Source organism: Arcicella sp. GW821-FHT09D11 (genome assembly GCF_059416265.1).
In genome coordinates this window covers 770894-794718 of the sequence record NZ_JBWKOV010000001.1, presented here as the reverse complement: position 1 = coordinate 794718, position 23825 = coordinate 770894, and the positions used below count along the sequence as shown (strand labels likewise).

The following is a 23825-nucleotide window of genomic DNA, read 5'->3' as shown; positions in this document are numbered from 1 at the left end:
ATGAAGTTTTCAAAAGCACTACTTTATACAAAACTAAGCGAAACACCCATTATGCCTCTTTTCAATCATCCCGATGTAGAGAAGAGTAAGGCCGTAGTAAAAGCCTGTTATAATGGTGGTATCAGGGTTTTTGAATACACAAATCGTGGTGTGGGGGCTGATAAAGTTTTTGCAGCATTGGTAAAATACATTCGCACAGACTTTCCAGATATGGCAATAGGTATTGGCACTATCTTCAATGCTGAGGAGGCTGAATATTTTGTCAGTTTAGATACAGACTTTATCGTTCAGCCAACACTTGATGAGGGTGTCGCTAACGTTTGTCAACAAAATAACATGGCTTGGTTTCCAGGCGTACTTACGCCCAACGAAATTTATAAGGCTAATCAGTTAGGAGCAGATATTGTAAAAATATTTCCAGCCAATATTTTAAACCCTTCTTTTGTAAAATCAGTCAAGACAGTGATGCCACAAGTAGAAATGATGATTACTGGTGGAGTAGAACCCAACGAACAAAGCTTAACTACATGGTTCAGTGCTGGTGCTAAAGCTGTTGGCATGGGCGGACAGTTGTTTCCGAAGTCAATTTTAGACAATAATAATTTCAATTGGATTGAAAATACTGTCAAAGAATGCCTCAGTATTATTAAAAACTAGTATCTAATCATCATATTTTATCTTCTTGGCTTTAATTCCTACTAATTTTTCCTCATGGTTTTAAGGTAATCTCTTACATTCTCATTAATTTTGTACTTTTACAAGAATATCCGACAGCAGGTAGTTTAAATTGACTAACTTTACACAATACCTGTTCAAAAGAAATATAAAAATAAAGAACAAATTCACAAAATGGGATTATTCAATTTCCTGACTTCAGACATTGCGATTGACCTTGGTACTGCCAATACGTTAATTATCCATAAAGATAGAATTGTGGTTGACGAACCATCAATTATTGCCCTTGATAAAGCCACCAACAAAGTTTTGGCCATTGGTAACAAGGCAATGCAGATGCACGAAAAAACCAACGAGAATATCAAAACGATTCGTCCTTTGAAAGACGGAGTGATTGCCGACTTTACGGCAGCCGAATTGATGATTCGGGGAATGATAAAAATGATTGATACGGGAAGTCGTTTCTTTACGCCATCTCACCGCATGGTGATTTGTATTCCTTCAGGTATCACAGAGGTTGAGAAAAGAGCGGTAAAAGATTCAGCAGAACACGCTGGAGCGAAAGAAGTGTATATGATTCATGAACCTATCGCTGCGGCAATAGGGATTGGAATAGATATTGAACAGCCAAACGGTTCAATGATTGTGGATATTGGCGGTGGTACTACTGAAATAGCAGTAATTGCGCTTTCAGGTATTGTTTGTGAGGCTTCGGTACGTATTGCTGGAGATGTATTTACCCGTGATATTGTTGATTATATGCGTCGCGAACACAATTTATTGATTGGTGAGCGTTCGGCAGAGTTAATCAAAATTGAAGTAGGTTCAGCGTTGCCAGAATTGGAAAATCCACCAGCAGATTATGAAATCCGTGGACGTGACTTAATGACTGGTATCCCGAAAGAAATTAAGGTTACTTATTCAGAGATTGCTTATGCATTAGATAAATCAATTTCTAAAATTGAAGAAGCCGTGATGAAAGCCCTAGAGGTATCGCCTCCTGAACTTTCGGCTGATATTTATCATAATGGTATTCATTTAACAGGTGGGGGAGCTTTGTTGCATGGTTTAGATAAGCGTTTAGCTAACAAAACTAAATTGCCTATTCATATTGCCGATGATCCATTAAGAGCTGTAGTGCGTGGAACAGGTGAAGTATTAAAACACCTTGACCATTTCAAGCCTATTCTCATCTCTTAATTAACTAGGCTAAGGAATGAGTAAATGAAAGAATGATATTTTTATGTTCTTTCGTTTACTCATTTTTACATTATAGCCTTTTCTGTCAAATCAATTATTCCAAGATTCTTCTTTTAAATGTATCAGTTAATCCAATTTATCTCTAGGAAACGAGCCTTCATTTTGTTTGCATTATTGGAGGTACTGAGTCTGTGGTTTTTTTATTCATACAATAATTATCCCAGTGCTATCATGTTCAATACTACGAACTATTATGCAGCACAAGCCTTGGATGTATCCAATAGTATCGTAGAGTATTCGAATCTGAGCAAAGTAAACGAAGATTTAAGCTCGGAAAATAAAAGACTTTATGAGTTAGTAGAAAAACTACAAGCTCAACAAACCCCTATTACTCACTCTATCATCAATTATAAGGCAGATTCTGCTGTGGCAGCGCGCTTTAAGTTTACGGTTGCCAAAGTTACTAATCTTAGCGTAGCTCAGTTTAATAACTATATTACGATTGATAAAGGTACTGCTGATGGTTTAGCGCCGGGGATGGGCGTAATTTCTTCAACGGGCGTAGTGGGTAAAATAAAATCATGTTCAGAACATTATTCAAGAATAATCTCTATCCTACATTCAGAATATACCGTTTCTGCTAAGATTAAAAGTAACAATGAAATCGGGTCTATCAAATGGGATGGACTCAATCCTTCTGTCGTAGAAATGACAGATGTTTCAAGGTACAAAAATGTGAGGGTAAGGGATACCGTAATGACCTCAGACTTCAATTACGTTTTCCCGTCCAACATCGTGATTGGTTACGTGAGCAAAGTAGGTTTAAAGCCAGACCAAACTTTTCATGACATAAAAGTAAAATTGGCCACTGATTTTAGTACGCTTTCGTATGTGTATGTAATTAATAACAAACTAGAAAAAGAACAAAGAGCCTTAGAAAGTACTGATAGTGAAGTAAAAAAATAGCGTACTATTTTCCAATAATTTGCATAGCCATTATAAACTCGGCAATCTAATTAATAATGACTCCAAGAAATATTTTTCCTCAAATACTTACTTTTATATTTTATCTTTTGTTGCAAATTTTCTTTGTTAGACAATTGGTATTTCTCAATCACGCATTTTGTTTTGTTTATGTAGCTACGGTCATTTTGCTTCCTTTTGATATTAACAGAGTACAGTTGGTTTTCTTAGGTTTTATTGCAGGAATGTTTGTTGATATTTTTTATAATACCATTGGTGCCAATGCAGCAGCCATGACATTCATAGCCTATATTCGTACACCAATTTTGGCCTTATTAGTGCCTCAAAGAGGCTATGACGAGCGACAAATACTGAGTCTGAAATCAATGGGCGTATCTTGGTTCTTGACCTACGTAATGATATTGACTGTTATTCATCATTTTATTTTGTTTTCATTAGAGGCCTCTAACTTTGGGCTAATTCTCCCCATTTTAGCAAAAGTAATAGCTAGCACGATTTTTACTACATTAGTAATTGTAATTATCCAGCTTTTTAGAAAAGATTAAAAATAAAAAAGTTTTACGCCTTTTTGTCAGGAAAAAAGTTCAAATCATGCTTGGCAAGTTGTTTGTTTATAGAAATTATCTAAAACAATGTAATGTAGATTCAATAAATTACTTGATAATTACGGTATCATTTTCTATTTTTATCAAGCGATATTCAGCAGCAATCATGGACGAGCAAGAAGAAATTAAAATAACTCAAACCTATACTGAAGTAGAAAAACATAGAGTTTTCGAAAAAGAGTTTATGCCGTACATTGACTCAATGTACAACTTTGCTTTCCGTCTGACAAACGATGAGGATGATGCTAACGACCTTGTTCAAGACACATACCTGAAAGCATTTAGATTTATTAATTCATTTGCTGAGGGAACTAATGCTAAAGCATGGCTGTTCAGAATCCTGAAGAATAGTTTTATTAACGATTTTAGGAAGAAATCTAAAGAGCCGTCGAAGGTTGATTATCAGGATGTTGAAACAACTTATAATTCAGAAGAAGACGCAGAAACTACTCAAACAGTTGATTTAAGAGCAGATACTGTTCAAGATTTAATTGGAGATGAAATTGCCAATGCGCTAAATGCTTTACCTGTTGATTTTCGTACTGTTATCATATTATGTGATGTTGAAGGATTTACTTATGAAGAAATGGCGAAGATATTAGATATACCTATCGGGACAGTCCGTTCTCGTCTACACCGTGCTAGAATGTTGTTAAAAGAAAAATTGAAATCGTATGCCAAATCTTTGGGCTATGACGTAAATGCTGACAGCATGGCAGAATAGATAACTGTTGATGAAAAAATAATCATAATCAAGAAATTTTTTATATTTTTTAGCATAAGGGAATTTTTTTTACAACCTTCCTGTTCAATAACTACTTGATTATCACAAATAGTAACCCCAATACAACGCCAAATTAAAATTTGTTTAATCCAATAGAATAATGGTTTCCGAGGTTGAAAAAATTCAAAAAAAGACAAGCTGTCAGCATCAGTCAGATTGCATGAAATTAGTCCAGTTAATTGTGGACGGTCAGGCATCAGAAGAGGAAATAGCCCAATTTAAACAGAACATGGATAAATGTTTGCCGTGTGAGAAAGGATATGAATTGGAGAAGTGTATTAAAGAAACAATGCAATTAAGATTGGAAAAAAAATGTGTTCCAACTAGTTTGATTGATTGTATCAAAAAGAAAATAAGTGCATTATAATTGAGTATTTAAGCTCAAAAAATAAAGGTTATTAAGTTGGTCGTTTTGCTTACGATATACTTAATAGCCTTTTACTTTTAATTAATTAGGGTATTTTACTTGTTGAAAATTGGAAAACGGAAAACTTATTATCTTCTCTGCCCCTTCTGGTTCGGGCAAAACAACTATTGTTAAGCACTTGCTTGCCAATAATGCTAATCTTGGATTTTCTATTTCTGCTTGCACACGTGATAAGCGTGGACGTAATGAAGAAAATGGCAAAGATTATCACTTTATGACGCCAGAAGAATTCAAAGATAAAATTGATGAAGACGCATTTGTAGAATGGGAAGAGGTATATCCTGGTGCTTATTATGGTACGTTGAAATCAGAAATTGAACGCCTATGGGCATCTGGTAAACATGTAATTTTTGATGTTGATGTTCGTGGAGGAGTAAAATTGAAGGAATATTACAAAGAACGAGCGTTGTCTATCTTTGTAAAAGTGCCAAGCGTACAAGAGCTAGAAAAACGCTTGCGCGAACGTGGTACAGATTCAGAGGACTCTATTTCTAAGAGAGTATTCAAAATGAATTTTGAAATGTCATTCCAAGATAAATTTGATATTGTATTATTGAATGATGATTTAACAGAGGCATTCAGAAAAGCTCAAAAACTATTTGAGGAATTTATAAACTAAGCATTAAAAGCTGTGAGCATTGAGCTTATCCATTTGTTAATACCAATAATAATAATTGTTCATAGCTTGTTGCTCAAATCTTAAGAGCTCAGAACTACATGAAAATAGGTCTCTTTTTTGGTTCTTTCAATCCCATCCATATTGGGCATTTAATAGTTGCCAATGTAATGGCAACTACTACCGACTTAGAACAAGTTTGGTTTGTAGTGTCGCCCCAAAATCCTTTTAAAAAGAATAAATCGTTATTACACGAATTTGATCGTTTGGATATGGTAGAAAAAGCCATTGCTGATAATCCTAAATTCAAAGTAACCAATATAGAGTTTTCGATGCCTAAGCCTTCTTATACCATTGATACCTTAATACGTCTGCAAGAGAAGCATCCCCAGCATGAATTCAAATTGATTATTGGAGGCGATAATTTAGCTCAATTCCCAAACTGGAAAAATCACGATAAAATTTTAGAATACTTCGGTTTATATGTTTATCCTCGCCCTAATGCTGAACTGAGCGATTTAGAGAAACATCCCAACGTCCGTTTAGTAAAAGCACCTTTATTGGATATTTCTGCCACCTTTATTCGGGATTGTTTGAAAAATGGACAATCAATCAGTTACATGATACCTGAGGCAGTGGAAGAGTTTATTTTGAGGAAAAAATTTTACTTATGAAAATTAGCATTTTAGGTTGCGGTTGGCTAGGCTTGCCCTTGGGCAAATATTTAGTAGCACAAGGACATGAAGTAAAGGGTTCTACAACCTCCGAGGCTAAATTTCCATTATTACAAGCCGTAGGTATTAGCCCTTTTTTATTGAGGTTTACCCCTGAAATTGAAAGCGATAACCTTGCTGAATTTTTGACATCTGATGTATTGATTATTTGCATTCCTCCTCGTGCTGGCAAATATGGCGAAGCCTATCATGTACAACAAATTCAATCATTAATTGCCTCCCTTCATTCTTCCAGTATTCAATCTATTATCTATACTTCATCCACTTCAGTATATCCAGATTTGAATAGAGAAATCACTGAAGAAGACGAAGTGATAGCATCAACTGCATTAATAAAAGTAGAGAATCTATTAAAAGAACTTGAATTACGAACTACAATCTTGCGTTGTGGAGGGTTGATGGGACAGGAAAGAATAGGAGCGAAGTACTTTGCTGGTAAACGCATTAATACGGGACATATTCCTGTGAATTATATCCATCAAGAGGATGTAATAGGCATTATTGCGATGATACTTGAAAAGGGCATTTGGCAGGAGACTTTTAATGCTGTTTCGCCAGAACATCCCGTTCGGGAAGCAGTGTTTTTAAAGAACTGTGAAGAATATGGGTTTGAAAAACCTATTTTTGAAGAAGCTACTGAATCTATTCCCTTTAAAATTATCAGTCCACAGAAACTCATACAGCAAACTGGCTATCAGTTTAAATATGCTAATCCCTTGGACTTTAAATATAAAGTTGATTAATTAGTGAGTTGTGAGTTAGTGAATTGGGGATTTAAATTCCTTGTAGCGGTAACCCTTGCGGTTACCGTTCGACGAAAACACTAATACAAGAAACGGTAACCACAAGGGTTGCCGCTACAAGATTATAATAGATTATAATGATTAGTTGCTATCTGAAATCCGATTTCCGATAACCCATTAATCACTAATTCACTAACTCACAATTCACCATTATTTAAGCGTTCTTTCAAACAGTTTAAAGATACGCTTGTATTCGTCTATCCACGACGTAGGTTCTACAAAGCCATGGTCTTCCATCGGATAAGATGCCAGTTCCCAGTTATCCTTTTTTAATTCAATCAGCCTTTGAGCCAAACGAACGGCATCTTGATAATGTACATTTACATCTATCATACCATGGCATATCAATAAATTTCCCTTCAATCCATCCGCATAATATATTGGTGAACTTTTACGATATGCAATAGAGTCTGTTTGGGGTTCATTCAGAATGTTTGCCGTATAAGGGTGATTATAGGCTGCCCAGTCTGTAACAGGTCTTAAGGCAGCACCCGCAGCAAATACATCTGGCGTAGTAAACATGGCCATTAAAGTAATAAAACCACCATACGAGCCACCATAAATACCGATTTTTTTAGGGTCAATGCCTTGATTTTCAACCAACCATTTAACACCATCTACTTGGTCTGTCAAATCTTTACCCCCCATGAAACGATAAATGCCTGTACGCCAATCTCTACCATAACCTGATGAACCACGGTAATCAATATCAAGGACAGTATAGCCGTTATCAACCAGCATATTATGGAACATATATTCACGGAAATACTGGCTCCACCATTTATGTACATTTTGTAGGTAACCCGCACCATGTACAAAGATTACTGCTGGCTTTTTCCCTTTCTCTCCTTTGGCTTCGTATAGACGAGCATACACTTCTGCACCATCTTTGGCACTAAAAGTAATGATTTCAGGCTCACGCCATTTATACTCTTTGAACTGCTGACTTTGCGATTTTGTAATTTGTATAGGAGGGGCATTTACAACATTGTCTTGAATATATACTTCCCAAGGGCGGTTTGAATAAGAATGCAAATAAGCTAATTTGGTTTCATCAGGTGAAAGAACCACTTGATTCGACCCCGTCATTTTAGTTAAACGTACTTTATCACTACCAGTTACAGCCATTTTATAAAAATGTTGTTCGCCCGGATGTACTTCGTTGGAGGTAAAGTAAAAATGCAGTTTGTCTTTTGATAGTTGAAGACTCTGTACTTCGAATTTACCTTTAGTTAATTGTTTTTTAGCACCAGTTGATAAATTCACAGTATAAATATGAGAATAACCATCTTCTTCTGATTGAAAATATAACGTTTGATTATCGCCTAAAAAACCAATATTTCCGAAATTAATCCCTGGTCCGCCAATCCAAGCTTCATCTCTTTGTCTGTCGATAGTCTTTAGTTTTCGGGTAGCAACATCCAATTTCAAAATCCAACGGTCTTTATTATCCTGACTTCTTACTACCACGACACAATATTTACCATCTGTCGACCATATCACTTCGCTAAAGATTATCTTTCTAGGTTCTAACTTTTTATTTTTGGTAGTATCTTTTTTAGCATAGTCTTTTAAATAATCAGGTTCGTCATAAATTCCCTCAATCTCCTTTGTAGAAACCTGTAAAGCAGTATCTTTTTTGATATCATATACCCAAAACTCATAACTTGGCATCGGCGCACCTACTTTAGTTCTAGCTGGCAAATCTTCCGTAAACCCAGATTCTGTTACATAGCTTGGCACAACAGCATTTTTAGCACCCGTTGCCGATTTCGTTAAGCGATAAGTAATATAATTTTCATCAGGACTTAACGTCTGAATATCTACCCTTTTATCATCAATATAAATCTCTTTGGCACGTTTAGGTAAATCAGCTTTGGCAATTATATCTCCCTGCTTTTTCTTATCGGCACGTTCTTTTAATATGTCAAAAAGACTTAGTTGGTCAGTTTTTTGCCATTTTTCCTGTTCATTTAGCTTTGCGTCAGCTTTTTTACTACCTGTTAAAAAATTGCTTAGTTGCTCTGTTTCGCCAGTGGATAAATCAAAGCTAAACAAGTTGCTGGCTTTGGTATAAATGATTTTGCTTTCCTTGCCATTAAAATTAGGGTTACCTTCTGTTTCAACAGTATTAGTAATCTGGCGAACAGCCATTGTTTTACAGTCTAGCAAAAACAAATCTCCATTTTTTGTATAGATTTTTTTTGAGAAATCACGACTATAAACACCTGAAAATGAAGGCAAAGCTCTACGTGTTTGAGGAGCTATTTTGAAAGGTTTCTTTTCACTAACAGAAGCCCCATATAACGAATCCGCCTTATTTCTGAATGGATTCCAGTTAAAATAAACCATTCTACTATCCTCCGACCAATTGATAGAGGAAGGCAAAGCTCCAATGGTAAATTTAGGGTCTTGCATGATATGTTCAACACTCAATTGTTGAGCATAAAGTGTAAAACAAAAACAAGTGGTAATAATTAAGGTAAAGATTTTTTTCATGTTGATGAGTTTTTGCTATAATTTACATCTATTAATTTATATTAGACACCTTTTATAAGGTATCTAATATAAGCCCAATTATCTAACTAATTCCCCATTCCCTAATCTTAGGAATCAGCGTATCAATATCACCAGCGCCAACAGTTACTATTAACTCAGGTTCTTTGGCTGTTAATAATGCTAATACTTCATCTTTATCACAAAGTGTTTTGATGGGCGATGTTACCTTGTCGAAAATAATTTGCGATGTAACGCCTTCGATAGGTAATTCTCTCGCTGGGTAAATATCCAATAGAATTAAATCATCAGCTAAGCTCAGACTTTCTGCAAAACCTTCTTGGAAATCACGAGTACGAGTAAATAAATGTGGTTGAAATACTACCGTTAATTTACGCGTTGGATATAATGCCTTCACGGATGATAAAAAAGCCTGTATTTCGGTAGGATGATGGGCGTAGTCGTCGATATAAACAATTTTCTCTGAACGAATATGGTATTCAAAGCGACGTTTTACACCACCAAAGCTACAAATACCCTCTTTGATTTGTTCAGCCGTCAATCCTGCTTCTAAAGCTACGGCCGTAGCCGCCAAAGCATTTTCTACATTATGAAAACCAGGTGTCAGTAAAGTACAATCTTTAATAATACCATTTGGATAGATAATATCAAAAATCATCTCAGCATTTTCAATCCTAAGGTTTTGTGCATAAAAATCACCTTCATTCAATGAATATTCTGCCGATTCATTCTTGGTAAAAGAGGCTAAATTCAACCCTTTGCGTTGATATAACTTCCCGCCATCTTTGAGTTGAGAAACGAATAATTGAAAAGATTCTAGCAACTGACTGTGGTCGCCATAGATATCTAAATGGTCGGCATCTGTTGAGGTGACGATGGTTAAATTAGGATATAGTGTAAGAAACGAACGGTCGAATTCATCAGCTTCCACCACACAAATTACATCATTAGGAGATTCATTGATTAAAAAATTGGTACCATAATTCTGGGTGATTCCTCCTAAAAAAGCAGTAACGTTTTTACCAGCCTGTTTTAAAATATGCGATACCATCGATGACGTAGTAGTTTTACCATGCGTACCTGAAACAGCAATGGTATAGAAACTCTTGGTTAACAACCCTAACACCTGCGAACGCTTCATCAATGTGAAACCATTATCTTTTAAATAATTAAATTCAAGGTTATCTTTAGGAATAGCGGGTGTGTAGACGATTAAAGTTTCTTCCTTATTCGCTAAAAACTCAGCAGGAATCAAATTGATGTCATCAGAGAAATGAACAGGGATTCCTTCAGCTTGTAAAGCATTGGTCAAAGGGGTAGCGGTTTTGTCATAGCCAGCTAACGAATATCCATTGGCAATAAACCAACGTGCAATTGCCGACATACCGATGCCACCTATACCAAGAAAATAAATGTGTTTTAGGACTTTAAGATTCACTTTTATCAAGGGTTAAATTTCATTAGAACAAAGATATTTTAAAAAAATTAAAACAAAATGATTTTACAAACTCTTACTATCATCAATAAGTGTAATATTAATTTTTGTAAAATGACAAATCTTTCTACCAAAGTCCACTGCGATACTTTTAAGGAAGTTCGTGTGGTAAGTCCATTATTGCATGCCTTTGAGTTTATGAGTATTGCTGGTAATGGTGCGAGCGAATATGAGTTTTTGAAAGAGTATGCTAAAAATAAGGCTTGGAAGTTTGATTTAAATATAGTGTTTAACTTTATGAAACTTCGTGAAAATGCTGTTGTCATAACTTGTCCAAACGAAAAAATTCAATGGGTAAACAAGGGTTTTACCAAAATGACTGGCTTTGCCTTTAGTGAAGCGGTAGGTAAATCTCCGAATTTTCTTCAAGGTAAAGAAACATCCTTAGAAACAAGGCAATTGATAAGAGAAAGTATAAATATCAGGACTACATTTTCGGGACAAGTAATCAATTATCGAAAAGATGGGGCGTCTTATGTCTGTAGGGTTGATATTTTACCCGTATTTAACCAAGATAATGTATTGAGCAATTTTATAGCCTTAGAACATGAACTAGTTTAGTATAAATGATGATGACTAATCCCATGAAGCAATTGTTTTGTGGGATTTTTTATTGAAAGAATAATCATTTGAAAAAATAGATGATAACAAAATATTATTATTGATATTTCTTGAAATATATACTGTAGATTTGGTTACTTATTTTCTTGATAAAATTATATTTGTAAAATAAAAATTAAACTTCTCGAAGAAAACACATAAAATTAATTCAAAGTATAAATAGTAAAATGTAATTTCGCAGTATATTATCTAATTGAACCATCAAGATTGAATAATTAACAGAAATATGTCTTATCAAAGAAAAACTAAAATCGTAGCAACAGTAGGTCCCGCATCTGATTCAAAGGAAATGCTGGTTAAGTTTGCTAAAGCAGGTGTAAATATTTTCCGACTAAATTTTTCGCACGGCTCACACGAAGATCATTTACAAAGACTAAACACAATCAGAGAAATAGCTGATGAATTAGATATAAATCTTGCAGTGCTTCAGGATTTACAAGGTCCTAAAATTCGTACTCAACTTGTCGAAAACAATGGCGTAACTATCACCGCAGGAAATACCTTAACATTCGTAATGGATGAAAACTTAATGGGAACGTCTGAACGTGTTGGTACTACTTATACCTCTATGTATTTAGATGTTAACGTTGGAGAAAGAATTTTGATGGATGATGGAAATTTAGAAGTTAAGGTTTTAGAGATTGATAAAGTAAAGAAAGAGGTAATTACAGAAGTTATTTATGGTGGCGTATTGAAATCTAAAAAAGGTATTAACTTACCAGGTACTAAGGTTTCTTTACCATGTTTAACTGAAAAAGACCTTAAAGATTTATATTTTGGCTTAGATAATGGTGTAGATTGGATAGCCCTTTCATTTGTTCGTACTGCTGCGGATATTCATGATATCAAAGACAGAATCAAGGCTTATGGTAAGAAGAATACAAAGGTTATTGCTAAAATCGAAACTCCATTTGCGATTGATAATTTAGATGAAATTATCGAAGCTACTGATGCTATCATGGTTGCTCGTGGTGACTTAGGTGTTGAGATTGATGGTGCTAGAGTACCACACTTACAAAAATTAATGGTTGAGAAGTGTACTTTGGCTGGAAAACCAGTTATCGTTGCTACTCAAATGTTAGAGTCAATGATTTCTAACCCAGTACCTACCCGTGCTGAAACTTCCGATGTGGCTAATGCTGTATTACAAGGAGCTTCTGCTACGATGTTGAGTGGTGAATCTGCTTCAGGAGCATATCCTTTGAAAGCTGTTCAGACGATGGCTCATATTCAAGAGGTAGTGGAGCAACAACAAAATGAGATTAAAATCGTAAAAGGTGACGAGGCTTCAATTTACTTCAAAAACCACTCATTAAGTAAAGGTGCTATTGAATTTCCGTTAAACGACCGTATGATTGCTGGAGCATGTCGTTTGGCACGTGATACTGAAGCAAAAGCAATTTTGTGTATTACAAACAGTGGTTATACAGCCTTCCGTTTGTCTGCTCACCGTCCTAAAGCAGGTTTGTATATCTTCACTGCTAATAAAGCCGTTCAACAAGAAATGGGCTTATTATGGGGAGCAAATGTTTTCTATTATGAAACCAAAGGAAATGATGTTGAAGCAACTGTAAAAGGAATGACTGACTTCTTGAAAGAAAAAGGTTTATTAACAGTTGGGGATACTTTCGTATCAACATTAAGCATCCCTTCTGATAAAAACTTGAAGACCAATACAGTTCAATTAGGAATTGTTGAGTAATCAATTGTTTTGGCAATAGAAAAAGGGTTAAATCCATAGGATTTAACCCTTTTTCATGTCTTGGTATTTCAAAATATGGCAAATAAAAAGCCTGATGAAATTCAAATTCATCAGGCTTTTTTATGGGTATGCTATATCCTTAGAAATTACGTTCTCCAGCTTCTCTTTTTCCTAACATTACTGCACCTACCATCGCTACAAAAAATAGGATTGATACCAATTCGAAAGGAAGTACATAATCACGGTATAAAATTTGTCCTAAGCCCTCAACCATCCCTGTTTGAGCATCGTATGCTTTTACTGCTACAGCGTTCTTTAAATCCATTTTACGAGATGCTGCAATGATGATTACCAATATCGTTCCGCCAAGTATCGCTCCTGCTAGTTTGGTCAATGTATTTTTTGAATCAGGGGAGTTTTTACTTAAATCCATCATCATAATTACAAAGAGGAATAAAACCATGATGGCTCCTGCATACACCACAATATTAACTGCCATCAAAAACTGAGCATTCAATAACACATAATGACCAGAAATACAGAAGAAAGTGAAAACCAAATACAACACACTATGTATAGGGTTTTTAGATAATACCACCATCGAAGCACTTAGGAGTGTCAAAGCAGTTAGAAAGTACCAAAAGTTCATATTTTTAATGAATCGTTATCAGATATTACAAATAATTTATTTACAAAATGGTTATTTCCAACCTTCTCTTAAATATCGGTTATCCATTTTTTCAACCAATTTATCTTTTCCAAAAATCACTTCAGAGCGGTCTTCAAAAACAGGAACCATTTTGTCGTGTTGTAGATAGATAGCTTGTTTAGGACAAGCTTCTTCGCATAAACCACAGAAAATACAACGAAGCATATTGATTTCATACACGCTTGCATATTTTTCTTCACGATATAAATTTTCTTCGCCTTTTTTACGTTCTCCCGCAATCATCGAAATCGCCTCTGCCGGACAAGCTACTGCGCATAGTCCGCAAGCAGTACAGCGTTCAGCACCTGCTTCGTCACGTTTTAGGATATGATGTCCACGAAAGACAGGGCCTAAATAACGTTTTTCTTCTGGATAACGAATGGTTACTTTTTTAGAAAAGAAGTGCTTTAACGTAGTAGCCATACCTCCAACGATAGCTGGCAGGTAAATGCGTTCTGCAAAAGTCATTTCTTCTTGCTCTAAGACTTTGGATTTATTTGATAATTTCATAATAGTCTTCAAACCTTAAAGGAAAGATTTTAAATTTTATTTGAAAGCCTGCTTGCGTTAATCAAACTAAGCTGTTGCTAATTTTGCTGATTTCTTTTTCTTGTATTTCATTTCGCTGAAAGCAAATGTTACTATCAACATGATGACAACACCTGCCCACGATGCGGCAACTGTCATCCAGTTTGAACCACCTTCGTTTACAGTAAATAACATCGATGCACCCGTCAATACAACGTTGAACATTGATAATGGAATTAAACCTGTCCATCCTAAGCCCATTAATTGGTCATAACGGAAACGAGGTAAAGTCCAACGAACCCACATAAATACAAAAACAAATAATAATGCTTTTCCGATTAATGCACCTACACCTACTAAGGTAGCGATGTTTGATCCAACAGTAGCACCGAATTTTTCAGAAGCAAAAGAAGCCACGAAGTCATGTCCAGGATAATCATAACCACCAAAATATAAAGTAGCCATTACTGCACCAGAAATAAACATGTTGATGTATTCTGCGAATAAATAGAACCCTAATTTCATCGATGAATATTCTGTGTGATATCCACCAATTAATTCAGTTTCACATTCAGGTAAATCGAATGGAGTACGGTTACATTCTGCAAAAGCACAGATGATAAATATTACAAAGCCAAGTGGTTGATAGAAGATGTTCCAATGTCCATTTTGCTGAGTTTCTACGATAGATTTTGTAGACAAAGAACCAGAAAGCATCAAGATAGCGATAATAGAAAGCCCCATTGCCAATTCATAAGAAATGTTCTGTGAAGCCGCACGGATAGCACCAATCAAAGAATATTTATTGTTTGAAGCCCATCCACCAATTAAAACACCATAAACACCTAAAGAAACAATACCAAATACCCAAAGAATACCGACGTTAACATCAATTCCCTGTAAGTCTAAAATAATGCCGTCTCCTAAATCCAATTTATCTCCAAAGGGTACTACTGCTGAAGTCATCAATGCCGTAAGCATTGAGATACATGGGCCAGCAATAAAGAGCCATTTGTTAGATTGTGCAGGAATGAAATCTTCTTTCATGAACATTTTTACAGCATCAGCAAGAGGCTGTAAAATACCAAATGGACCTGCTCTGTCTGGTCCTACGCGGTCTTGCATAAAAGCAGCTATGATACGCTCAAAGTAAGTAGAATAGGCCGCTACACCAAGGGTAATAGCGAAGATGATTCCTACATAAATGGCTTTGGCCGTAAATAATGTTGATGTAATTTCCATATATCTAAATGTGTAAATAGTAAACTATCTACAATCAATTAATTTAATTGTTTTTGTGGGGCTAAAAATGAACGATCACGGTTATCGTCAATCTTTTTATACTGTTCTGCTGCTTGTTTTAATGGAAATGCTGGCGTGATTGTCTTCGCACCATATTTATTAGCAGAAATAACCGAATTGTGTGCTATTTGGGTTGGTCCTTCGATAGTCCAATCAGATGTCTTTTTGCGTTCAAAACGGCATGTATTACAGATAAATTCTTTTACTTCACCCCATTCGTTTTTGCGGGCAGTTACTCTGATTACTTCGTCACCTCTGTACCAAAGGGTTACTTTTCCTGAGCATTTTCCACAATCACAACTTGCATCTACTGGTTTCGAGAACCACACACGGCTTTTGAAACGATAAGTTCTATCTGTCAAAGCTCCCACTGGACAAACATCAATGATGTTTCCAGAGAAATCGTTATCAATTGCTTTTTCAATGTAAGTACTAATCTCGGCATGGTCACCACGATTCATTACACCATGCACACGTCCGTCTGTAATTTGGTCAGCTGTGTACACACAACGGTAACACAAAATACAACGATTCATGTTTAGTTTAATATTTGGCCCTAAATCTACAGGGTCAAATGTATTTCTTTCTTCTACCGTACGTGTTTTAGATACACCGTGTTCGAAAGTAAAGTTTTGCAAATCACATTCCCCAGCTTGGTCACAAATTGGGCAATCTAATGGGTGATTTAACAATAAAAACTCTACAATACCTTTTCTTACCTCTAATACTTGCTCGTTGATTGTATTTTCTACAACCATACCTTCTTGAATTTGCGTAATACAAGCAGGCACTAGTTTTGGCATCGGACGTGGGTCTTTTTCAGAACCAGCTGTTACTTTAACCAAACAACCACGGCATTTACCACCCGAAGCCTTCAGTGGTTCGTAATAACACATGGCAGGAGGTGCTATATGGGGCCCAATTTGACGAGCCGCCTGCATAATGGTTGTACCTGGGGCTACGTCAACGGTGATGTTATCTATTGTAACTTTCATATAAAAGCTTAATATTTAATTTTGTCGATTAAAACATGGTTTTTCCTAAGAGCAACCCAATTATTAACGATTTGAATAGTACCTTATCTCAACAATTAAGCAATACTTTCATGCTCGTTTATTTCTTCTAAAATTTGTAATATCTGCGGAGCTATCACAGAAGCATCATAATTTAAGGCTTTCTGATACATCTTTTGCCCAATTTCTTCTCTGAGTAATTTATTCTCAATCAAGGTAATCAATTTACTTTTAGCACTAACGATACTTCCGTAAGGAATGATTACTCTTTCATCTTTATCAACATATTCAGGAGCACCCCCAGCTTTGTCAAAACACACGACAGGAATTTTATTCAAACTTGCCTCAATCATCACTAATGGATGAGGGTCTTCTCTCGAAGAAAGAAAGAATATATCAAAACAAGCCATGTAATCGATGTTATCTCTGGTAGGAGCAATAACATGCACATGATTTTCAATGCCCATTTTTTCCAAATCATACAAAATGTTTTGGTGTTCAATAGAGTTTTTTTGAATACCTATCCACAAAAAATGAACATCTTTCTTTTCACTAAAAACAGCATTGGCTACTGACAAAAATGTATCAACGCCTTTTCTCCATTCAAAATTTCCGCATCCTCCAATCACTAAAGCATCACTAGGAATATTCAGACGTTTTCTGATGCCTGTTCTGTTCGCATAATGCAACTTATTGAGAATGCCACTTACCGATATAAATGGATTCACAACTGTTACTCTATCTTCAGCAATTTGATGGTTTTTAAACAGATTACTTTTAATCTCTTTTGAGGCGGCTAAAAAATGAGTACAATTTTGTACTTGATATTCTAAATCCTCTGGTAACGTATATTTTTGAATAGAATTTTCAAGTTCATGTACATATACTACAAAGGGACATTTCAAAAACTCCAGACTTCGTAATAAGCCACCGTTGGCAATGGTATTTGAAAAAATCAAATCAAATTTTAGGTCGGCTAGCTCTTTATGTTTTTCCTGATAAAAGTTCAGTTTACGAATTTTGTTTAGTTTAAAAACTTTATCGTAAATGATTCTAGAATAAGGGTTTCTTCGTGATGATTCTTCATTGTATTCCCAAAGAATCACATTCGCCACTTTATTAAATTCAGCTAGTAAAGTGCCCCCTTTTGCTAATAAAAGATATATTTCTAACCCTTGATTTTTTAAAGATTTAAGTAAATCAAGTAGTACATATTGTGCACCCGCAACATTGGCGTCGTGACCAATAAATAATATCTTTTTTTGCATATCCTTTAAATTATAAACTCCAACTTGCACCTTCACGCATAAATACAGCTCCTTTTTGTGTGGCTTTTTCAGGGAATTTAATGTGCCATTCAAACTCATCACGGAAGTGACGAATAGCGGCAGCAACTGGCCAAGCGGCAGCTTCACCTAATGGGCAAATCGTATTACCTTCAATTTTTTTAGCTACATCAACTAATAAATCAACATCTTCCTGACGGCCCTTTCCATGCTCTATTCTATAAAGCACTTTGTCCATCCATCCTGTTCCTTCACGGCATGGCGAACATTGTCCGCATGATTCATGGTGATAAAAACGACCAAAAGTAAGCGTATTATGAACAATACAAGTAGTTTCGTCCATCACAACAAAACCACCAGACCCTAGCATAGTTCCTGTAATAAAACCACCATCAGAAAGCGATTCGTAAGTCATCAAACGATTTTCACCATTTACTGTTTTAAGAATCAACTCTGCTGGAAGAATAGGTACAGAAGACCCACCCGCTACGACAGCTTTTAATTTATGTCCGTCTCTGATACCTCCACACCATTCATCTGCATAGATAAAATCTTCAACAGTAATACCCAATGGAATTTCGTATACACCTGGCTTACGAACATGGCCAGAGGCTGATATTAATTTTGTTCCTGTACTTCTACCAATACCAATTTTGGCATATTCATCACCACCATTGTTGATAATCCAAGAAGTAGCAGCAATAGATTCCACATTGTTAACAACTGTAGGGCATTGCCACAAACCTTTTACCGCTGGAAAGGGAGGTTTGTTACGTGGGTTTCCACGTTTACCTTCCAAAGATTCCAACAAGGCAGTTTCTTCTCCACAGATATAAGCACCCCCACCAGGCTGAACAAAAAGGTCGAGGTCATATCCAGAACCCAAAATGTTTTTACCTAATAATCCTTTGTCATACGCTTCTTGAATAGCTTTTTCAAGGATATTGACAACATACATTAATTCTCCTCTTACATAAATATAAGAAGTATTTGCTCCTAAAGCATACGACGATACAATCATTCCCTCAATTAAAGTATGAGGCGACTTCATCATCAAATAGTGGTCTTTGAAAGTACCAGGTTCTGATTCATCCGCATTACAAACTAAATAACGAGGAATACCTTCGGGTTTAGCCAAAAATGACCATTTCATACCCATCGGGAAACCAGCACCACCACGTCCACGGATACCTGATTTCTTTACTTCTTCAGTAACCTCATCAGGAGTCATCGTTTTCAAAGCTTTCTCTACTGCGCTATATCCACCATTTTTACGAAAAACATCAATAGTGTTAATACCTTGTACGTCAATATGTTCAGTTAATATTTTCATTTTCTATTAAATTTGATTAGCGATACTTCGCATCGAATTCAGATAAAGTTTATCAATAAATTACTTTTAAAACTAGTTCAGATGTTTTAGTAGTAAATAGTCGTGATTGTATGAATTAAAATGATGTATATCAAACCGCTCAAAACTCATCACTCATCACTCAAAGCTCTTACTTGGTATCATTACTATTTTGACAACTCATCAATGATTTCATCAACCTTCTCATTGGTCAAATTCATATAATATTTTTCTCGAATTTGAAACACAGGTCCCCAACCACAGGCTGCTAAGCATTCTACTTCTTTGATGGTAAACTTGCCGTCTGGCGTAGTTTCACCAGTTTCAATTCCTAGTTTTTGCTTTAAGTGGTCGTATACTTCAACGCCGCCCATTAAACAACAAGGCCCTGTACGACAATATTCTATTACGTGTTCACCTACTGGTTCAAGGTGAAACATTGTATAAAATGAAGCCACTTCATAAACTTCAACAGGCTTTATTTTTAACAAATTAGCCACATAATCCATTACTTCTGAACTACACCATCTCCACTCTGCTTGAGCCAAATGTAAAATTGGAAGTAAAGCTGATTTTTGCTTACCTTCTGGGTAACGTTTAATGATTCTATGAACTAACTCCAACGTATCAGCTGGAAACTGTATGGTTTGTGTATTTGTCATGTTTTATTCTGAATTAAGCAAAAATTACGCGTCTAATTCCCCTGCAATCACATTCATTGATGACATCGTAACGATGGCATCAGAAAGTGTTGAACCTTTAATCATTTCAGGGAATGCTTGATAATAAATATAGCAAGGGCGACGGAATTTCAAACGATATGGTGCACGGCCACCATCTGAGACTAAATAAAAACCAAGTTCACCGTTACCACCTTCTACAGAATGATATACTTCTCCGACAGGAGCATCGATTTCACCCATCACAATTTTGAAATGATAAATCAACGCTTCCATGTTACTATAAACCTCGTTTTTCTCAGGTAAATAATAATGCGGAGCATCTGCATGGAAAGGTCCTTCAGGCAAATTATTTAGGGCTTGTTTAATGATTTTTAAACTCTGCCACATTTCTTCACCACGAACCAAGAAACGGTCATAGGTATCTCCTTTGGTTCCTACTGGTACTTCAAAATCAAAATCTTCATACGATGAATATGGATTCATGGCACGAACGTCATAATCAACACCCGCAGCACGTAGATTTGGACCCGTAAATCCATAATTTAAAGCACGTTCAGCCGAAATAGCGCCTACATCTATGGTTCTATCCATAAAGATACGGTTTCGTTTTACTAGGCTTTCAAATTCACGAAGTACAGGGGGAAAATCATCAAGGAGCACTTGAATTTTACGGATAGCTTCTTTAGAAAGGTCTCTTTCCATTCCACCACAACGCCCCATATTGGTCGTTAGGCGAGCGCCACACATTTCTTCATAAATTTCGTAAATGTGCTCTCTCCACTGCATTACATACAAGAAGCCTGTTAAAGCACCCGTATCAACAGCAAGAATAGAATTACAAATGATGTGGTCAGCAAGACGGGCTAATTCCATCATGATTACACGGATATATTGTGCCCTTTTAGGTACTTCAACACCCAACAGTTTTTCTACCGTCATGTGCCAACCCATATTATTGATTGGCGACGAACAGTAGTTCATACGGTCTGTAAGCGTTGTGATTTGATAAAGAGGACGACGCTCAGCAATTTTCTCGAATGCACGGTGAATATACCCTACTGTCTGTTCTGCATCAATAATAGTTTCTCCGTCCATCGTCAAGATGTTTTGAAAAATACCATGAGTGGCAGGGTGAGTTGGCCCTAAGTTCAGGGTAGTCAACTCATTGACATACTTTTTATCTAGTTGTGCTTTCTCTAAGCCTACGAAAGGGCTTGATACTAATGCGATTTCAGACATATTTTTATAAATTTATCTACCAAATAAGGCATCAATTTTGTCTTGACGAGTGGCGTCTTCTAATGGATATTCTTTACGCATCGGATGATAATCCATTTCTTCATCATTCAGAACACGTTCCATTTTTGGATGTCCCAAAAACATAATTCCAAAGAAATCAAAGGCTTCTCTTTCCATCCAATTGGCACACGCATACAAACCTGTGAGGGTTGGTACTACGATGTTTTCTCGTGTAACGTACAATTTAATAATCAATCTTACATTGTTTTCTAAACTATGTAAGTGATAAATAACGCCAAATTCATGGCTTGGAACGTCTGGAAAATGAATACCGCCTAAATCTGTTAAAAATTGGAATTTGAAGGTCGGGTGTTGATATAAGTAATGCATCAACGGCACAATAGTGTCGGTTGTAGTAGTTACGTTTAACAGTCCGTAGTTTTCTACAATTCCAAAAATATTATCTTCGCCAAATTGTGCGACTAAATCTTGTGCTATTTGTTCGTTTGTCATTGTTAGCTTATCTGTCAATCGTCGTTACTAAATATGTTTAGTAAAACGGATAACTGTTACTCTATTCCGTAAGATGCTAAAAGTGCTTTGTATTCAGGAGATTCTCTACGACGGCGTTGCTCTGATTTAGCAATTTCCTGAATCTGCATAAAGCCATCCAAAATTTGCTCTGGACGTGGCGGGCAACCCGGAACATAAACATCCACAGGAATAATACGGTCTATGCCTTGTAAAACAGAGTAAGTATCAAAAATTCCACCCGAACAGGCACATGCTCCTACTGAAAGAACCCAACGAGGCTCAGCCATTTGAAGATACACTTGTTTGAGGATTGGTCCCATTTTTTTAGAAATAGTCCCCATTACCATTAAGATGTCTGCTTGACGTGCTGAGAATGACATACGCTCTGAACCAAAACGCGAGATGTCATAGTGTGAAGCCATTGTAGCCATGAACTCGATACCGCAACATGAAGTAGCGAAGGGAAGTGGCCAAAGTGAATTTGCACGAGCAAGACCCACGAGATCATCTAATTTGCCAGCGAAGAAACCTTGTCCTTCAATTCCTTCTGGAGCATCAACTGTTTTTATTATTCTATCGCTCATTGTATCTATTTGTGAAGCTAATTATTAGAAACGTCATTGAAGACTTTTTATTCAATAATCAGTAACACAATATATTAAATATTCAACATCTGTGATAACACTGTGAATAACGAAAGGCTTGTTTACAGAAAAACCATTCTATTCAACGATACTATTTCTCCCAAGTCAAAACACCCTTCTTGATAACATAGATAAAGCCTACTAATAATAAGCCCATAAATACTAACATTTCAAGAAACATCGTAATGGCTACATCAGAAGATGATTTTACCCATCCCATAAAGTTTACAGCCCAAGGATACATAAAAATAATCTCTACATCAAATAACACAAAAAGAATGGCTACAAGGAAGTATTTAACAGAGATAGGCGTGCGGGCATCACCAACTGATTCGATACCACATTCAAACGCATCATCTTTAAGTACACTGTGACGTTTAGGACCTAGCCAGTGTGTTGCAAGCATTGTTGCAACAATAAATGCTAAAGCAGCCCCTAATTGAACAAGTATTGGAAGGTAATCTGACGGTTGATAGTTCATTGTTGATTTTTTGAGTTTTAGGTTTTGATTTTCAGATGATTACATCTTCGTCTCCAAACCGATACGTTATTTTACTAGTATCTTTTCAAAATTTATCTGCAATTTACTGATAAAATTTTGTTTGCGACATTTTTTTAATGCTAAAATTAGACGGAAATGCCAAAGAGAATACAGAAAGCCATGTTATAATCTGTTATATGGATTCATACTAAATAAGACATTCATGTTTTAACATTTAATCGCTTTTTATGAATGCGTTTCAGAAGCATATCTGCTCGTTAATTTCTGATTTTTTACGCCAAAAAACTTTATTAAAAAAAACAAAAACAAGGCTAAGACGATGTTAGTCGTTAGAGTTTTGATTGTGTTTATTAACTTGCTAAAAATATTCATCATGGAACAAGACAACATAAAATTTATGAAGAGAGCCATCGAACTATCTATCAAAGGAAGTTCGGATGGAAAAGGAGGGCCTTTTGGAGCAGTAATTGTAAAGAATGGAGAAATTGTAGGTGAAGGTTATAATCAAGTGACCTCTACGAACGACCCAACGGCTCATGCGGAGGTAATGGCTATTAGAGATGCCTGTAAAAACTTGAATACTTTTCAGTTGGCAGATTGCGAGCTATACACTTCATGCGAGCCTTGCCCGATGTGTTTGGGAGCAATCTATTGGGCGCGTCCTTTAAAGGTATATTATGGCAATACACGTGACGATGCAGCTAAAGTGGGTTTTGACGATGCCTTTATTTATGACGAAATACCTTTGCCTATTTCAGAACGCCAAATACAGATGATTCCTTTAGGAAGAGAGGAAGCCCAAAAAGCTTTTGACTTGTGGCAAAATTTGAATAACAAGATTGATTACTGAATCCAATTTAATTTTATATAC

The 23825-nt window shown here is 36.0% G+C and carries 24 protein-coding genes; 11 read left to right on the top strand and 13 right to left on the bottom strand.

Annotated features, from left to right (window positions below):
* The 8 genes from AC07N0_RS03315 to AC07N0_RS03280 all read left to right on the top strand — a co-directional run bounded on the left by AC07N0_RS03315 (window position 1) and on the right by AC07N0_RS03280 (window position 6768).
* On the top strand, window positions 1–657 hold the full coding sequence (locus tag AC07N0_RS03315) for a beta/alpha barrel domain-containing protein (protein WP_494588108.1): 657 nt from the start codon (window positions 1–3) through the stop codon (window positions 655–657).
* Window positions 658–849: 192 nt separating this feature from the next.
* Complete coding sequence (locus AC07N0_RS03310) at window positions 850–1875, top strand: rod shape-determining protein (protein ID WP_309915228.1); 1026 nt, start codon at window positions 850–852, stop codon at window positions 1873–1875.
* Window positions 1876–1992: 117 nt separating this feature from the next.
* Complete coding sequence (mreC, locus tag AC07N0_RS03305) at window positions 1993–2841, top strand: rod shape-determining protein MreC (protein WP_494588107.1); 849 nt, start codon at window positions 1993–1995, stop codon at window positions 2839–2841.
* 56 nt (window positions 2842–2897) lie between these two features.
* A complete protein-coding gene (locus AC07N0_RS03300; RefSeq protein WP_492800815.1) occupies window positions 2898–3404 on the top strand; it encodes a hypothetical protein in 507 nt (168 codons plus the stop codon).
* Between the two features lie 166 nt (window positions 3405–3570).
* A complete protein-coding gene (locus tag AC07N0_RS03295) occupies window positions 3571–4188 on the top strand; it encodes a sigma-70 family RNA polymerase sigma factor (protein ID WP_184129601.1) in 618 nt (205 codons plus the stop codon).
* A gap of 536 nt (window positions 4189–4724) precedes the next feature.
* The gene (gmk, locus tag AC07N0_RS03290; protein WP_492800812.1) at window positions 4725–5294 is read left to right on the top strand and encodes a guanylate kinase; all 570 of its coding nucleotides are present in this window, start codon (window positions 4725–4727) and stop codon (window positions 5292–5294) included.
* A gap of 98 nt (window positions 5295–5392) precedes the next feature.
* A complete protein-coding gene (nadD, locus tag AC07N0_RS03285; protein WP_492800811.1) occupies window positions 5393–5965 on the top strand; it encodes a nicotinate (nicotinamide) nucleotide adenylyltransferase in 573 nt (190 codons plus the stop codon).
* Window positions 5962–6768: a Rossmann-fold NAD(P)-binding domain-containing protein gene (locus AC07N0_RS03280; protein ID WP_494588106.1), complete on the top strand. Its 807-nt coding sequence runs from the start codon at window positions 5962–5964 to the stop codon at window positions 6766–6768. The genes nadD and AC07N0_RS03280 overlap by 4 nt, the downstream gene beginning before the upstream one ends.
* 210 nt (window positions 6769–6978) lie before the next feature.
* Here AC07N0_RS03280 and AC07N0_RS03275 read toward each other — a convergent pair whose 3' ends face one another.
* Window positions 6979–9327: a S9 family peptidase gene (locus tag AC07N0_RS03275; RefSeq protein ID WP_494588105.1), complete on the bottom strand. Its 2349-nt coding sequence runs from the start codon at window positions 9325–9327 to the stop codon at window positions 6979–6981.
* Between the two features lie 82 nt (window positions 9328–9409).
* Window positions 9410–10783 (bottom strand): UDP-N-acetylmuramate--L-alanine ligase, encoded by a 1374-nt coding sequence (gene murC, locus AC07N0_RS03270; protein ID WP_494588104.1) that lies wholly within the window; start codon window positions 10781–10783, stop codon window positions 9410–9412.
* A gap of 57 nt (window positions 10784–10840) precedes the next feature.
* Between murC and AC07N0_RS03265 the strand changes: the two genes are divergently transcribed.
* Both AC07N0_RS03265 and pyk read left to right on the top strand, forming a co-directional pair.
* Window positions 10841–11401 carry a PAS domain-containing protein gene (locus AC07N0_RS03265; RefSeq protein WP_494588103.1) on the top strand — a complete coding sequence of 187 codons (561 nt, stop codon included), beginning with the start codon at window positions 10841–10843 and terminating at the stop codon, window positions 11399–11401.
* Window positions 11402–11687: 286 nt separating this feature from the next.
* On the top strand, window positions 11688–13163 hold the full coding sequence (pyk, locus tag AC07N0_RS03260) for a pyruvate kinase (protein WP_492800806.1): 1476 nt from the start codon (window positions 11688–11690) through the stop codon (window positions 13161–13163).
* 139 nt (window positions 13164–13302) lie between these two features.
* On the opposite strand, the gene AC07N0_RS03255 is transcribed toward pyk, so the two are convergent.
* The 11 genes from AC07N0_RS03255 to AC07N0_RS03205 all read right to left on the bottom strand — a co-directional run bounded on the left by AC07N0_RS03255 (window position 13303) and on the right by AC07N0_RS03205 (window position 22933).
* On the bottom strand, window positions 13303–13812 hold the full coding sequence (locus AC07N0_RS03255) for an NADH-quinone oxidoreductase subunit J family protein (RefSeq protein WP_492800805.1): 510 nt from the start codon (window positions 13810–13812) through the stop codon (window positions 13303–13305).
* A gap of 51 nt (window positions 13813–13863) precedes the next feature.
* On the bottom strand, window positions 13864–14382 hold the full coding sequence (locus AC07N0_RS03250; RefSeq protein ID WP_492800803.1) for a NuoI/complex I 23 kDa subunit family protein: 519 nt from the start codon (window positions 14380–14382) through the stop codon (window positions 13864–13866).
* A gap of 66 nt (window positions 14383–14448) precedes the next feature.
* On the bottom strand, window positions 14449–15642 hold the full coding sequence (nuoH, locus tag AC07N0_RS03245) for an NADH-quinone oxidoreductase subunit NuoH (RefSeq protein WP_494588101.1): 1194 nt from the start codon (window positions 15640–15642) through the stop codon (window positions 14449–14451).
* A 38-nt stretch (window positions 15643–15680) separates the two neighbouring features.
* Complete coding sequence (locus AC07N0_RS03240) at window positions 15681–16697, bottom strand: NADH-quinone oxidoreductase subunit G (protein ID WP_494588099.1); 1017 nt, start codon at window positions 16695–16697, stop codon at window positions 15681–15683.
* Between the two features lie 95 nt (window positions 16698–16792).
* A complete protein-coding gene (locus AC07N0_RS03235) occupies window positions 16793–17983 on the bottom strand; it encodes a glycosyltransferase family 4 protein (protein ID WP_494588098.1) in 1191 nt (396 codons plus the stop codon).
* A 10-nt stretch (window positions 17984–17993) separates the two neighbouring features.
* Complete coding sequence (gene nuoF, locus AC07N0_RS03230; RefSeq protein ID WP_494588097.1) at window positions 17994–19334, bottom strand: NADH-quinone oxidoreductase subunit NuoF; 1341 nt, start codon at window positions 19332–19334, stop codon at window positions 17994–17996.
* Window positions 19335–19519: 185 nt separating this feature from the next.
* The gene (locus AC07N0_RS03225; RefSeq protein WP_323249531.1) at window positions 19520–20014 is read right to left on the bottom strand and encodes an NADH-quinone oxidoreductase subunit NuoE family protein; all 495 of its coding nucleotides are present in this window, start codon (window positions 20012–20014) and stop codon (window positions 19520–19522) included.
* 24 nt (window positions 20015–20038) lie between these two features.
* Complete coding sequence (nuoD, locus tag AC07N0_RS03220) at window positions 20039–21274, bottom strand: NADH dehydrogenase (quinone) subunit D (RefSeq protein WP_494588095.1); 1236 nt, start codon at window positions 21272–21274, stop codon at window positions 20039–20041.
* Between the two features lie 12 nt (window positions 21275–21286).
* Window positions 21287–21787, bottom strand: coding sequence for an NADH-quinone oxidoreductase subunit C (locus AC07N0_RS03215; protein ID WP_323249535.1), 501 nt, complete (start codon window positions 21785–21787; stop codon window positions 21287–21289).
* Window positions 21788–21843: 56 nt separating this feature from the next.
* Window positions 21844–22392, bottom strand: a complete 549-nt coding sequence (locus AC07N0_RS03210) for an NADH-quinone oxidoreductase subunit B (RefSeq protein WP_492800796.1) — start codon at window positions 22390–22392, stop codon at window positions 21844–21846.
* Window positions 22393–22543: 151 nt separating this feature from the next.
* Window positions 22544–22933, bottom strand: coding sequence for an NADH-quinone oxidoreductase subunit A (locus tag AC07N0_RS03205; RefSeq protein WP_309915291.1), 390 nt, complete (start codon window positions 22931–22933; stop codon window positions 22544–22546).
* Between the two features lie 394 nt (window positions 22934–23327).
* Between AC07N0_RS03205 and AC07N0_RS03200 the strand changes: the two genes are divergently transcribed.
* Window positions 23328–23804: a nucleoside deaminase gene (locus tag AC07N0_RS03200; RefSeq protein WP_494588094.1), complete on the top strand. Its 477-nt coding sequence runs from the start codon at window positions 23328–23330 to the stop codon at window positions 23802–23804.
* Window positions 23805–23825 lie beyond the last annotated feature (21 nt).